The organism is Pseudarthrobacter sp. RHLT3-21, assembly GCF_059383495.1.
The window spans coordinates 213,523-227,028 of the sequence record NZ_JBWZCI010000003.1 but is presented as its reverse complement, the minus strand read 5'-3'; the positions used below and the strand labels follow the sequence as shown (position 1 = coordinate 227,028).

The window sequence follows — 13,506 nt, the reverse complement described above, 5'->3', positions numbered from 1 at the left end:
TGGTTTTCCGGCCCGCGCTGCGGTGAGCTAGGGGGATGGTTTCTCCTGAGCTCACCGTTGACGTTTCCCCGCAGCCCTGGTCGGGGCGGTTCGATGGCGACGGCGCCGAGCACCGCCGTTGGTGGCAAGCGGTTTCGCCCTACGCACCCGGTGCTGAATCGGCTGACATTCCGCGGGAGGCACCCTCCGCAAACTCCGCCGCTGTCCCCGCCGTGATCCTGGGCTTCGCCAGCGACGAGGGTGTGCGCCGCAACAAGGGACGGACCGGAGCCGCGCTGGCGCCGGCAGCCATCCGGTCAGCGCTCGGCCCGCTCGCCTTCCACCTTGACCGCACCGTGTCCGACGCCGGGGACATCGTGGTCTCTGACGGCGCCTTGGAGGCCGGCCAGGCCCGCGCCGGGCACGCGATCACCGCCATGCTCGACGCCGGCCACCTCACCGTGGTGTTGGGCGGCGGGCACGAGACCGCGTTCGCAAGCTATCTTGGCGTAGCCGGATCTGACGCAGTGCGCGGCGGAAAGCGGCTTGGCATCCTGAATCTGGACGCGCACTTCGACCTCCGCGATGAGCCCCTTCCCAGCTCGGGCACGCCGTTCCTCCAGATGGCCGGGGCGGAAGCCGCCGCGGGGCGCGCATTCTGCTACGCCGTCGTCGGGATTTCCGAGCCGAACAACACGCGGTCACTATTCAACACGGCGGATCGGCTGGGCGTGCGGTACCTGCTGGATGAGGACTGCACGGCGGAGCGCGTGCGGACGTTTGTGGCGGACTTCCTGGCAGGCGTGGACGTGCTGTACCTGACGATCGACCTGGATGTCCTGCCGGCGTCGGTGGCTCCCGGTGTGAGCGCACCCGCTGCCTACGGCGTGCCGCTGCCCGCTATCAGCGCGGTCTGCCGGCAGGTGGCGGAGAGTGGCAAGCTCCTGCACCTGGACGTGGCCGAGCTGAACCCGGAGTTCGACGTCGACGGCCGGACCGCCAAGGTTGCCGCGCGGCTGGTGAACACGCTGCTGCGCTAAGTCCCGCGGCTGGGGATGCTGGCGGCTGGCGGCTGAGCCTTGAGCACGTAACGCCGCTCGGGCCTGCCCACGCCGTACTTGAGCCGGACCTCCAGGACGCCTTCGTCGTGGAGGTACTCAAGATACCGGCGCGCACTGACCCGGGACGTGCCCAACTCGACGGCAACTTCGGCGGCGGACAGGTCGCCGTCGGCCTCGTTCAGGGCAGCTTCCACCAGCTTCAGTGTTTCGATGCTGCAACCCTTCGGCAGCGGCCGATCGGTCCGGTCCAGCCCGAACACCCGGTTCACATCCGACTGCTCCGCCACATCCTTGGCCGAGTCAAGGCCCTGGTAGGCGCTGCGGTAGTGCTCCAGCCGTTCCTGCAGGTCAGTCTGCGAGAAGGGCTTGATGAGGTAGTGCACAATCCCGCCGCGGAGGGCTTTGCGCACCGTGTCCACCTCGCGGGCCGCGCTGATCACCAGGACATCCAGTTCAGGGGCCACCGCGCGCAGTTTGTGCATAAGGTCCAGGCCGTTGATGTCCGGCAGGTGGATATCGAGCAGCACCAGGTCCGGTTGCAGCCTCCCGGTTTCGATGACCGCCTGGGCGCCGGTGTGGGCCACCCCGACGACGGCGAACCCGGGAGTGCGCTGGATGAACCCTGCGTGGACCTTGGCCACCATAAAGTCGTCATCGACGATCAGGACTTTGATCATTGCGGCAGTCTCCGTGTTCGTTCCGGTCTGTTTGGTTCCGGCCGTGTTCGTTCCAGCCGGGTTCGTTCCAGCCGGGCGGTGAAGACCGCCCCGTTGTCGTTGGTTACCGTGAGGTCGCCGCCGCCGCGCCGGCAGACCACCCGGGAGAGCGCCAGGCCGAAGCCCCGGCTCCCGCTCGGGCCCGGGTCCTTGGTGGTAAAACCCTGCTGGAAGATCTCCCCCGGATCCCCGGTGACGCCGGGGCCGGAATCGCGGACGGTGACCGTGACGCCGTCGGCTGTGTCCTCCACGAGCACTCTCACCACTGCCTCCGGAAGCCCGGTGACGGCGTCGAACGCGTTGTCCACGAGGTTCCCGACGACCGTGGTCAGGTCCCGTGACAGCTCATCGTCAACGCGCTCCAGCCCGGATTCAGGATCAAGCTGCAAGCTAACCCCGCGTTCGGTGGCCAGGCTCGACTTGGCGATCAGGAGCGCGGCGAGCGCCGGGTCCTCGATGCGGCTGGTGACCTCATCGTTGAGCCGGGTTCTGTCCAGCGTGGCACCGTTGACGAACTGGACCACGGAATCGTACTCCCCGATCTGGATGAGGCCGGAGATCACGTGCAGCTGGTTGGCAAATTCGTGGGCTTGGGCGCGGAGCGTGTCGGTGGCCGTCCGGGTGGCTCCGAGTTCCCGCTCAAGTGCGGATAGTTCGGTGCGGTCGCGCAGTGTGGTGACGGAGCCGATGTCGCGGCCGCGCGAAAGGATGGGAACCCGGTTCAGCACCACCAGCCGGTCGCCAACGAGCACCAGCTGGTCCGGCTCCGGCTGCTCGCGGGTGAGGACATCCTTGAGCGCGGGCTCCACGGACAGGCCGGCGAGCCGCTTGCCCACGCAGTCAGCGGGGAGGCCCAGCAGCGCGCGGGCGCTGTCGTTGGCCACGGTGATGCGCTCGTGCGGGTCCAGCGCCACCACCCCTTCCTTCAGCCCATGCAGCATGGCCTCGCGGTTTTCCACCAAGCCGGTGATTTCGCTCGGTTCCATGCCCAGGGTCTGCCGCTTCACCCGGCGGGAAAGCAGCAGCGAGCCGGCAACACCCAGCACGCTGGCTACACCGAGGTAGGTGAGGAGGTTGGGCACGGCGTCCCCCAGCCGCTCCAGCCAGGACGGATAGCTGCGGCTGATGGACGCGATGCCGATCATCTTTCCGGCGTCGTCCAGGACAGGGACGTGGGCGGACAGCGCCTCCGCACCGGACCCGCCCACCACGCCGGTCCATGACCTGCCTTCCATCACGCGGCTGGAGCCAAGTTCCATCGGCTGGCCCAGCATGCTGGGATCGGACGATGCAACCACCGTGCGGTCCAGCTTTGCGAGCGCCACGTTCGAGGATCCGGATACCGTCCGCACCGACTCGGCCACGGCGGGAAGGGCTGACCCGCCGCGTGGTTCGCCATGGGGAAGCAGCTCACGCACCGTGGGGTTGGCACCGAGCGCTTCGGCGGCGGACAGCGCACGGCGGCCCTCGATCCGCTCAAACGCGGCAGCGGACTGCGCGAGCGAAATGGCCACCACGGCGACAAGGACCGCGAGGACAATCAGCAACTGCAGAACCAGGTACTGCCCCGCGAGGGACATTCCTCTTCGTCGAGCCACGGGTTCTTTCCTCTGCTGGGCTGGCCTCTGGTGGTCAGGTACCGGAACTATACCCCCACCGTACCGGGCCGGACGGTTACTGAGTGGACGGCAACAGAGGGGGATCAAGATTGTGGTGGCCCGCCGGAAACGTGAACGCAATGAACTTAACTTTCTCTGCGTACACAAGAGTGATGCCGATCACTTACGGCCCTAGCATCGGAACTACAAGTCAGCCCCTGCTGATCAGTTTTGATTGAAAAGAGGAACACCATGCGCCAAATCCGCGCATTGCGAATTGCCGCCGTCGCCGCCGGCATCGCCCTGATGGCCACCGGCTGCGGTGCCACCGGCAAAAGCTCCACCGACGGCGCCAGCTCCGGTGCCGCAGCGGGCCCCGTGACCGGTCTCCAGATCATGGTCCCCAACACTCCCGGCGGCGGTTACGACACCACCGCCCGCGTGGCGGCAAAGGTTCTCGACGACGAGAAGGTCGCCACCAACACCGAGGTCTTTAACCTGGCCGGCGCCGGCGGAACCGTGGGCCTGGCCCGGATTGTCAATGAAAAGGGCAACGGCGACCTCACCATGCTCATGGGCCTTGGCGTGGTGGGCGCCAGCTACACCAACAAGTCCGAGTCCAAGCTGACGGCCACCACTCCGCTGGCCAAGCTCATCGAAGAGCCCGGCGCCATCATGGTCAACAAGGATTCGCCCTACAAGACCATCAATGACCTGATCACCGCCTGGAAAGCCGACCCCGGTTCCATCAGCGTGGGCGGCGGATCCTCCCCCGGCGGCCCGGACCACCTGCTGCCCATGCAGCTCGCCGGAGCGGTGGGCATCGATGCCACCAAGGTGAACTTCGTGTCCTACGACGGCGGCGGGGACCTCCTCCCGGCCATCCTCGGCAACAAGGTGGGCTTCGCAGCGTCCGGCGCCGGCGAGTACCTCCAGCAGATTCAGTCCGGCGAGGTCCGCGTCCTGGCAACCAGTGGCGAAAAGCGGCTCGACGGTGTGGACGCACCCACGCTGAAGGAATCGAACATCGACCTGGTATTCACCAACTGGCGCGGCATCGTGGCCCCTCCGGGCATCACCGACGCGGACAAGGCCAAGCTGATCGCCGCCCTCGAAAAGATGCACGGCACGGCCGCCTGGAAGGAAGCCCTCAAGACCCACAGCTGGTCCGACGCCTTCATCACCGGCGACGAATTCAAAACCTTCCTGAGCGAGCAGGACAAGCGGGTGGCGGACGTCCTGACGAAGCTTGGCCTGACGTGAGCTCCTCACCAACTTTGGCCGCACGGCTAAAAGGCCGCTCCGAGCTGGGGGTAGCCCTCCTGCTCGGAGCGGCGGGCGTCCTGGTCCTCGTCGACGCCATTGCCCTGGTGACCCCGTACTCGAAGTCGGACCCGGTGGGACCGAAGACCCTGCCCTACCTCGTGGCCGGACTGCTGATCGTCTGCGCCGTCCTTCTGGCTGTCAACGTACTCCGCGGCGGCAAAGGCGAAGCGGAAGGCGGCGAGGACGTGGACCTCACACACCCCGCCGACTGGAAGACCGTCCTGCCGCTGGTTGGAGCATTCGTCGCCAACATCCTGCTGATCGACTGGGCAGGATGGGTGATTTCGGGAACCGTCCTGTTCTGGGGCAGCGCGTGGGCCTTGGGAAGCCGGCACTACATCCGTGACGGCATTATTGCCCTGGCCCTCTCCGTGCTCACCTTCTACGGCTTCTACCTGGGCCTCGGAATTCCGCTGCCCGCCGGCCTCCTGGAAGGGGTTCTCTGATGGACGTCTTCTCCTCCCTTATGGACGGCTTCGCCACCGCCCTGACCCCCATGAATTTCCTCTACGCCGTCATCGGCGTACTCCTGGGCACCGCCGTCGGCGTCCTGCCGGGCCTGGGCCCGGCCATGACCGTTGCCCTGCTGCTCCCCGTCACCTACGTCCTGGAACCCACCAGCGCCTTCATCATGTTCGCCGGCATCTACTACGGCGGCATGTACGGCGGCTCCACCACCTCCATCCTGCTTAATACGCCGGGTGAATCCTCCTCGGTGGTCACGGCCATCGAAGGCCACAAGATGGCGAAAGCCGGCAGGGCCGCGCAAGCCCTGGCGACGGCAGCCATCGGCTCCTTCGTGGCCGGTACCATCGGCACAGCCCTGCTCGCAGTCTTTGCGCCGATCGTGGTGAAGTTTGCGGTCAGCCTGGGCTCGCCCAGCTACTTTGCGATTATGGTGCTTGCCCTCCTGGCAGTCACCGCCGTCCTTGGATCATCCCGGCTGAGGGGATTTGCCTCACTGGGCCTCGGACTCGCAATTGGCCTGGTGGGCATCGACTCCGTGACGGGTCAGCGCCGGCTCACGTTCGGCCAGCCATTGCTGGCTGACGGATTGGACATCGTGGTGGTCGCAGTGGCCATCTTCGCCGTCGGCGAGGCACTGTGGGTCGCCGCGCACCTGCGCCGCAACCCGCTGCAGGTCATTCCCGTAGGCCGTCCGTGGATGGGCAAGGAGGACTGGAAACGCTCCTGGAAGCCCTGGCTCCGCGGAACGGCGTTCGGCTTCCCCTTCGGCGCGCTTCCGGCCGGCGGGGCCGAGATCCCCACGTTCCTCTCCTATGTGACCGAGAAACGCCTCAGCAAGCACCCCGAGGAGTTTGGCCACGGCGCAATTGAGGGCGTGGCCGGGCCGGAAGCAGCCAACAACGCTGCAGCCGCCGGCACCATGACTCCCCTCCTAGCCCTGGGCCTGCCCACCAACGCCACGGCCGCGGTGATGCTGGCAGCATTCACCTCGTACGGCATCCAGCCGGGGCCGCAGCTGTTCGCAAGCCAAGGACCGCTGGTGTGGGCCCTGATCGCGAGCCTCTTCATCGGCAACTTCCTGCTCCTGATCATCAACCTGCCGCTGGCGCCGCTGTGGGCCAAGCTCCTGCAACTCCCCAGGCCCTACCTCTACGCGGGGATCCTCTTCTTCGCCACGCTGGGCGCCTACTCGGTGAACCTGCAGGCCTTCGACCTGGTGCTCCTGCTGGCGCTCGGCGCCCTGGGCTTCATGATGCGGCGGTTCGGACTTCCCGTCCTGCCGCTCATCCTCGGTGTCATTCTGGGTCCGAGGATCGAAGGTCAGCTTCGCAAGACGCTGCAGCTCAGCGCCGGCGACCCTGCCGGCCTCTGGAGTGAGCCGATCGCCGTCGGCGTTTACATCATCATCGCCCTCATCCTCCTGTGGCCGCTGCTGTTCAAGCTGATCCGCCGGAACCGCCCGGCAGCAGTGCCGGCAGGGGTGCCCGCACCCCGCTCCGGCGCTACCGAACCGACGGATGCTGGCGGCAGCGGCAGCCATGGCAGCCACCGCGCCGATGCCACCTCACGTGGCGACGGGGACGGCTAACCGGACCTGAGCATCAGCCCCGCATCCGCCCCGCAGCAGAATCAACTGACAGAAAAAGAGGTACAGCCATGACGATCGTGGTGGGATATGTCCCTACCCCAGAGGGCGAAGCGGCCTTGACCCAGGCCATCGCCGAGGCCCGGAAAGCCAGCGCCACCCTGCTGGTCATCAACTCCTCCAAGGGTGATGCCCTGGTGGACAACCGGTACGCGCAGGAAGACGAGATGCAAAGCATCGACCAACGCCTGGCATCCCACGGGATCGACCATGTCATCAAGCAGCCGGTCCGGGGACATGATGCGGCAGCGGAGGTTCTTGAGGCCGCGGAGGAGCATAACGCCGAGCTCATCGTGATCGGCCTGCGCCGACGCACGCCGGTGGGCAAACTGATCATGGGCAGCACGTCGCAGCGGATCCTGCTCGAGGCTGACTGCCCCGTTCTGGCCGTCAAAGCCGGCATGGCGGGCTGATCCAGGCACAACCTTCAATCCGATGTTTGTTCGCTGAACCGCACCTTGACGGTGCGGTTCAGCGAACAAACTTCGGATTTTTGGCGTCTGCGTGTGCGAGATAGCAGTCATCTGACATCTGTAGCGCCGTAGCGGGTACAGTTGATCGAGCCCTTTGGCACGAGACACAGAAAGTTCGGCATATGACTACAGCTACATTGGAACGCCCCCAGGCCGCCGTCGCGGCCGTCGAAGCCCCGGCTTCCCTGTCCATCGACCTGCAGTTTTCCACTGCGCACGAGATGCACGAAGGCCTGGACAAGGCTGTTGCCACGCTGATTGAGCCGGCAAAAGACGCGGCCTGCGGCATCCTTGTTACGCGACTGCGCCCGGGACGATTCACCGTTGCCCTGGACGAGTCAGTCCCCTTCGGCAAAACGTACGAAAGCATTGCGGCCTGAGCCGATTCGGCCCTAGATCCGCCGTTCGATCCGGACTTCGTTCCAGCCCGAGATCCACGCAGAGAGTCCCCGCCCTCCAGTAAGGAGGGCGGGGACTCTTTTGCGTTTTGGTCTTGCGTTCTTAACTCCTGCGGACTTCTACACCGTCGGATTTAAGGAAAAGTTCCTTCTCTGACGGAGTGGCCGGCACGAGCCACAGCACGTTCCCGCTCTGCGATACTTCTTCCACTTCGCCCGCCGCAATGACGTGCGCGTGTTTGATGATTTCCACCCGGTCCCCAGCCTTGAGCGTTCCCCACTCCGAGATGGTGGCCGAATGGACATTGCGCCTCGACAGGACAGCCCCGCGTGCTTTCATTTGAACTTCTACCCCTTTGTATACGTCCTGCGCCACAGCCTCGTTGATGTGACTTTTGTTACACCTTCAGTTCTACTACACTCCCGGCGCCCAGATGTACGTGTCGCACCATATTTCGACATTGGTCGAATTTCGCAGCAGGACCGAAGAATATTCCCGCTCAGGCAAGAATTCCGACGGCGGATTCGGCGGCTGCGCGGACCTTCCCTGAGGCAACCAGACGGTCAGCCGCCTCCAGCTCGGGCGAGAGGAACCGGTCGGTTCCCGGGCCCTCGACGACGGTCCGCAGCACCCCGATCACGGCCGCGCCTGCCGGCCCCGGGGTGAGCTCGCCGTCGGACAGCTGCGTCCGCATGTCGATGGCACGGGCGCTCGTCACCAATTCGATGGCCAGGACGCGGCGAAGGTTCTCCACGGCTTTGCGCAGCTTCCGGGCCGCGTGCCAGCCCATGGAGACGTGGTCTTCCTGCATGGCGGAGCTGGGGATGGAATCCACCGAGGCCGGGACGGCCAGGCGCTTGTTGTCCGAGACCAGCCCTGCTTGTGTGTACTGCGCGATCATCAGGCCCGAGTCCACGCCCGGATCTGCGGCCAGGAACGCCGGCAGCCCGTGCGAACGCGCCGGGTCAAGCATGCGGTCCGTGCGGCGTTCGGCGATGGAGCTAAGGTCCGCGACGGCGATGGCCAGGAAGTCGAGCACATAGGCCACCGGTGCGCCGTGGAAGTTGCCGTTGGAGCTAACCCGCCCGTCCGGCAGGACCACCGGGTTGTCGATGGCCGCGGCGAGCTCACGGGATGCCACGAGGGCCGCGTAGTCCACCGTGTCCCGCGCGGCGCCGGCCACCTGGGGTGCGCAGCGCAGCGAGTAGGCGTCCTGGACTTTGGAATCCCCCACCCGGTGCGAGGCCACGATCGGCGAGTTCGACAACACGCGCAGCATGTTGTCCGCGCTGGCGGCCTGTCCCGGGTGCGGACGCAGCGCCGCATGCAGCTCCGGCACGAAGACCTGGTCCGTGCCGAGCAGCGCCTCGACGCTGAGCGCGGCGGTGATGTCCGCCGTCGTCAGCAGTTGACGGATGTCCGCGATGGCCATCAGGAGCATGCCCAGCATGCCCTCGGTGCCGTTGACCAGGGCCAGGCCTTCCTTCTCAGCGAGGGTGACCGGTTCGATGCCGTGCCCGGCGAGCAGCTCGGCGACAGGCGCCTCACCCCGCCCGCCGTACGTCACGCCGTCGGGCCCTTCGGCCTGGCCCTCGCCCATCAGCACCAGGGCGCAGTGGGACAGCGGGGCGAGGTCGCCGGAGCAGCCGAGCGAGCCGAACTCGCGGACCACCGGCGTGATGCCGGCGTTGAGCACGTCCACCATGGTCTGCAGGACGACGGGGCGGACGCCGGTGCGGCCGGACGCGAGGGTCTTGGCGCGCAGGAACATGATGCAGCGGACCACCTCGCGTTCCACGGCCGGGCCCATGCCGGCGGCGTGGCTGCGGATCAGCGATTTCTGCAGCTGGGTGCGCAGCTCGCTGGGGATGTGCCGGTTGGCCAGCGCACCGAAGCCGGTGGAGATGCCGTAGGCGGGGGTCTCGCTGTGCGCCAGTTCGTTGATATGCGCGCGGACCTTGGCCACCGTGTCCAGGGCCTCCCGGGCGATGGTCACCTGGGCGTTGTGGCGCGCGACGGCGACAACGTCCTCAGGCGTGACGCCGCTGGAGCCGAGGGTGACGGTGAGCGCTTCGTTCGTGGTGAGAGTCATGGTGCTACTTGCCTTCGTTCATGGGGATGCGGACGCCGCGCTCTTTGGCGACGTCGACGGCGCGGTCGTAGCCGGCGTCGGCGTGGCGGATGACGCCCATACCGGGGTCGTTGGTCAGGAGGCGTTCGAGCTTCTGCGCGGCGAGGTCGGTGCCGTCGGCGACGGAGACCTGGCCGGCGTGGATGGAGCGGCCGATGCCGACGCCGCCGCCGTGGTGGATCGATACCCAGGTGGCGCCGGAGGCGGTGTTGAGGAGGGCGTTGAGCAGCGGCCAGTCCGCGATCGCGTCGGAGCCGTCCGCCATGGCCTCAGTCTCGCGGTACGGGGAGGCGACGGAGCCGGAGTCGAGGTGGTCGCGGCCGATCACGATGGGCGCCTTGACCTTGCCTTCCTTGACGAGCTGGTTGAACAGCAGGCCGGCCTTGGCGCGGTCGCCGTAGCCGAGCCAGCAGATCCGGGCCGGCAGGCCTTCGAACTCCACACGTTCCTGTGCCGCGTCGATCCAGCGGTGCAGGTGCTTATTCTCGGGGAAGAGCTCCTTGATGGCCTTGTCCGTGACGGCGATGTCCTGCGGGTCCCCGGAGAGAGCGACCCAGCGGAACGGGCCGAGACCTTCGCAGAACAGCGGGCGGATGTAGGCCGGGACGAAACCGGGGAATTCGAAGGCGCGGTTGTAGCCGCCCTTGCGGGCCTCGTCGCGGATGGAGTTGCCGTAGTCGAAGACCTCGGCGCCGGCGTCCTGGAACTCGACCATGGCCTGGACGTGCTTGGCCATGGACGCCTGGGCCTTCTTAGTGAAGCCTTCCGGGTCGGCGGCGGCCTCGCCGTGCCATTCCTCCACCGTGATGCCCTCGGGGAGGTATGACAGCGGATCGTGGGCGGAGGTCTGGTCCGTGACGATGTCCACGGTGAGCTCACCCGCGTTGTGGCGGCGCAGGATCTCGGGGAAGACCTCGGCGGCGTTGCCGACGTAGCCCACGGACCAGCCGCGGCGCTCTTCCTTGGCCTTGAGGACCTTGGCGATCGCGGTGTCGAGATCGGTTTCAACTTCGTCGAGGTAGCGCTTCCCTGCGCGGCGGCGCAGGTGGCTTTCGTCGACGTCGACAATCAGGCAGGCGCCGTCGTTCAGTGTGACGGCGAGCGGCTGGGCGCCGCCCATGCCGCCGCAGCCGCCGGTGAGGGTCAGGGTGCCGGCGAGGGTGCCGTCCTCGTCACCGGTGAGTTTGCGGGCGATCGCGGCGAAGGTCTCGAAGGTGCCCTGCAGGATTCCCTGGGTGCCGATGTAGATCCAGGACCCTGCGGTCATCTGGCCGTACATCATCAGGCCCTCGGCCTCCAGCCGGCGGAATTCGGGCCAGTTGGCCCAGTCGCCCACGAGGTTGGAGTTCGCCAGGAGCACACGAGGCGCCCATTCGTTGGTGCGGAAGACGCCGACCGGTTTGCCGGACTGGACCAGGAGCGTCTCGTCCTTTTCCATGGTTTCCAGTGTGCGGGTGATGGCGTCGAACGCAGCCCACGACCGCACGGCGCGGCCGGTGCCGCCGTAGACCACCAGGTCATCGGGGCGTTCGGCCACCTCGGGGTCCAGGTTGTTCATAAGCATGCGCAGCGGGGCTTCCGTCTGCCAGCTCTTGGCGGTGAGCTCAGTGCCGCGGGCTGCTTTGACCGGGCGGGCACCGGTGGTGAAATCGGCGGGTGCCATGAGGGGCTCCTTCTCGTGTTGGTGCATGGGGAAGAGGTTCTGTATCAACTAAAGCCGTTCCAGGCCGGGCCGGACAGGGCTTTCGGAGGGGTGGTGTCCGGGATTCCAGACTGCTGCAATTCCTGCTGGGCGGTCGGCGTCAGCGCTACTTGGCGGGGCGGCCGTGGATGCGGACGGAGAGCTCGTCCGCTACTTTCTGGACCCGCGCGGCGAGCGCCGGCCATTGGTCGGCCGGCAATTTGTCCTCGAGGAACGTGACGGCGACTGCCGCCGTCGGCCATCCCACGTGGTCCGTGACAGCGGCGGCAATCGAGCCGAAGCCCGGCGTCACCTCGCCGTGTTCGGTGGCGTAGCCGCGCTGCCTGACCCGGTCCAGGTGCGAGGACAGCGCGGAGTACTTCATGATGGCGCCCTCCACCTCATGCCGGGCGGTGAACGCCTCGGCATTCGGGTACAGCGCGCGGACCTGCGACTTCGGCAATGCCGCGAGAATGGCGCGGCCGCTGGCGGTGAGGTGGCTGGGAAGCCGGACGCCGACGTCGGTCACCAGGGACGGGCGGTTCTTGGCCCGTTCCTCCACGATGTACAGCACGTCGCGCCCGTGCAGCACTGCCAGGTGTGCGCTCTCACCGATCACATCCACCAGCGATGCCAGCAGCGGCCGGCCCAGCCGGGACAGCGGTTCCTGCCGCGAATACGCCGAGCTCAGCTCGAAGGCGCTGATCCCCAGCCCGTAGCGCTGCTCCTCGTGCAGGTGGAGGACAAAACCGTTCGCCTCCATCACCCCGAGCAGGTGGTAAACGCTTGAGCGCGGCAATCCCAAGGACGTGGCAATGCTCGACGCCGCCATCGGCCCCCGCTTGGAGGCCAACAGTTTGAGGATACGAAGGGTGTTCTCGGCAGCGGGGACTTTGGACGTCGCCCTTGATTCGCCGCCGGCCTCAGGCCTGGCTTCCGTGCTCGACACCACTGTGCCCTCCGTTATTTTCTCGCGGGGCTTCCGGCCATGTCCGGGATCCCGTACTTAACCTTGCGCCCATGGCAGGTCCTTTCATCGCCACTCAAACACAGCCTGTGTCCGGAATCCCAGACAATGGCCTTGGGCGCGGACCCGGTCCCGGGATGTTGAGCCCCAGGCTTCCCTCCCGGTCCGCTCGGGTCCGGCGGCGCTGGTCGTAGGCTGAAGCGTATGGCCTCAACCACGGACATCCTTGCCGCGTACGATTCCCAGCTTCGCCGGCTGGTTCCGCCAACGATTCCGGCAGGCCACGACTATCAGCTGCTGGGCCCACTGCAACGTGTGACCGGACAGCGGCGGGGCTTCATCGAGTCGGCTCATGACCTCGGCGTGGAAGGCGGGACGCTCGACAGGATGATCGTCGAGCAGCGTGACTACTTTGCCGGCCGTGGAGAAGCCGTCGAATGGAAGACCAGGGCACATGATCTCCCGAATGATCTGGAGGCTCGCCTCCGCGCAGCGGGCTTTGTCCCGGAAGACCGCGAGACCGTCCTGGTGTGTGAGACGTCTGCAATGGCCGGCGGCACTGCGGCCGCGAAAGGTATTCGGGTGAGACTGGCCCGCGAACGCCCTGACCTGGAGCGCATCGCGGTCATGAAGTCTGAAGTGTGGGCCGCCGACTACAGCTGGGTGGCTGCTGATCTGCATGACCGGCTGGCCTCGGACCCGGAAAACCTGGTGGTCTTCATGGCCGAGGCCTCGGGGGAAGTGGTGTCGGCAGCCTGGCTGGAGATCAATCCGGGCACGGACTTCGCTGGTTTATGGGGCGGCTCGACATTGCCTGCATGGCGCGGGCGGGGGATCTACAAGACCTTGGTGTCGGCGCGGGCTCAGGTGGCGGCTGCCCGTGGAGTGAAGTACCTGCAGGTGGATGCCTCCGCTGACAGCGAGCCGATCCTGCGACGATTGGGATTCAGGGCAATCACCACCACCACGCCGTTTGTGTGGACTCCTCCTACGAGCGGCGATAGCCCTGGAGCACTTGGGTAGAGTGCCCGCTATGGACGAAAAGAGCCGCCGCATCACTAA

13 protein-coding genes are annotated in these 13,506 nt (G+C 66.6%); 7 read left to right on the top strand and 6 right to left on the bottom strand.

From position 1 onward, the window contains the following. Window positions 1-35: 35 nt before the first annotated feature. Window positions 36-1,019, top strand: a complete 984-nt coding sequence (gene hutG, locus AC50YA_RS05265) for a formimidoylglutamase (RefSeq protein ID WP_494981293.1) — start codon at window positions 36-38, stop codon at window positions 1,017-1,019. Here hutG and AC50YA_RS05260 read toward each other — a convergent pair. Further along, complete coding sequence (locus AC50YA_RS05260; protein ID WP_494981292.1) at window positions 1,016-1,717, bottom strand: response regulator; 702 nt, start codon at window positions 1,715-1,717, stop codon at window positions 1,016-1,018. The two genes, hutG and AC50YA_RS05260, sit on opposite strands and share 4 nt — an antisense overlap. Next, window positions 1,714-3,336, bottom strand: a complete 1,623-nt coding sequence (locus tag AC50YA_RS05255) for a sensor histidine kinase (protein ID WP_494981367.1) — start codon at window positions 3,334-3,336, stop codon at window positions 1,714-1,716. Before AC50YA_RS05255 ends, AC50YA_RS05260 begins: the two co-directional genes overlap by 4 nt. A 270-nt stretch (window positions 3,337-3,606) precedes the next feature. On the opposite strand from AC50YA_RS05255, the gene AC50YA_RS05250 reads away from it, so the two are divergent. From AC50YA_RS05250 to AC50YA_RS05230, 5 genes are all read left to right on the top strand, one after another. Continuing rightward, window positions 3,607-4,617 carry a Bug family tripartite tricarboxylate transporter substrate binding protein gene (locus AC50YA_RS05250; RefSeq protein WP_494981291.1) on the top strand — a complete coding sequence of 337 codons (1,011 nt, stop codon included), beginning with the start codon at window positions 3,607-3,609 and terminating at the stop codon, window positions 4,615-4,617. Further along, the gene (locus AC50YA_RS05245; protein ID WP_494981290.1) at window positions 4,614-5,126 is read left to right on the top strand and encodes a tripartite tricarboxylate transporter TctB family protein; all 513 of its coding nucleotides are present in this window, start codon (window positions 4,614-4,616) and stop codon (window positions 5,124-5,126) included. Before AC50YA_RS05250 ends, AC50YA_RS05245 begins: the two co-directional genes overlap by 4 nt. Next, window positions 5,126-6,736, top strand: coding sequence for a tripartite tricarboxylate transporter permease (locus AC50YA_RS05240; protein ID WP_494981289.1), 1,611 nt, complete (start codon window positions 5,126-5,128; stop codon window positions 6,734-6,736). The genes AC50YA_RS05245 and AC50YA_RS05240 overlap by 1 nt, the downstream gene beginning before the upstream one ends. A gap of 68 nt (window positions 6,737-6,804) precedes the next feature. Then, window positions 6,805-7,206, top strand: coding sequence for a universal stress protein (locus AC50YA_RS05235; RefSeq protein WP_494981288.1), 402 nt, complete (start codon window positions 6,805-6,807; stop codon window positions 7,204-7,206). 182 nt (window positions 7,207-7,388) lie between these two features. Further along, complete coding sequence (locus tag AC50YA_RS05230) at window positions 7,389-7,646, top strand: hypothetical protein (protein WP_494981287.1); 258 nt, start codon at window positions 7,389-7,391, stop codon at window positions 7,644-7,646. A gap of 121 nt (window positions 7,647-7,767) precedes the next feature. Here the strand turns inward: AC50YA_RS05230 and AC50YA_RS05225 are convergent, their stop codons facing one another. From AC50YA_RS05225 to AC50YA_RS05210, 4 genes are all read right to left on the bottom strand, one after another. After that, window positions 7,768-8,004 (bottom strand): hypothetical protein, encoded by a 237-nt coding sequence (locus AC50YA_RS05225; RefSeq protein WP_056348863.1) that lies wholly within the window; start codon window positions 8,002-8,004, stop codon window positions 7,768-7,770. 160 nt (window positions 8,005-8,164) lie between these two features. Beyond that, a complete protein-coding gene (gene hutH, locus AC50YA_RS05220; RefSeq protein WP_494981286.1) occupies window positions 8,165-9,757 on the bottom strand; it encodes a histidine ammonia-lyase in 1,593 nt (530 codons plus the stop codon). Window positions 9,758-9,761: 4 nt separating this feature from the next. Continuing rightward, entirely contained in the window at window positions 9,762-11,459 is a 1,698-nt protein-coding gene (hutU, locus tag AC50YA_RS05215; protein ID WP_494981285.1) for a urocanate hydratase, read from the bottom strand. Between the two features lie 145 nt (window positions 11,460-11,604). After that, a complete protein-coding gene (locus AC50YA_RS05210; protein ID WP_494981284.1) occupies window positions 11,605-12,429 on the bottom strand; it encodes an IclR family transcriptional regulator in 825 nt (274 codons plus the stop codon). Window positions 12,430-12,648: 219 nt separating this feature from the next. Between AC50YA_RS05210 and AC50YA_RS05205 the strand changes: the two genes are divergently transcribed. After that, window positions 12,649-13,467, top strand: a complete 819-nt coding sequence (locus AC50YA_RS05205) for a GNAT family N-acetyltransferase (protein WP_494981283.1) — start codon at window positions 12,649-12,651, stop codon at window positions 13,465-13,467. Window positions 13,468-13,506: the final 39 nt, after the last annotated feature.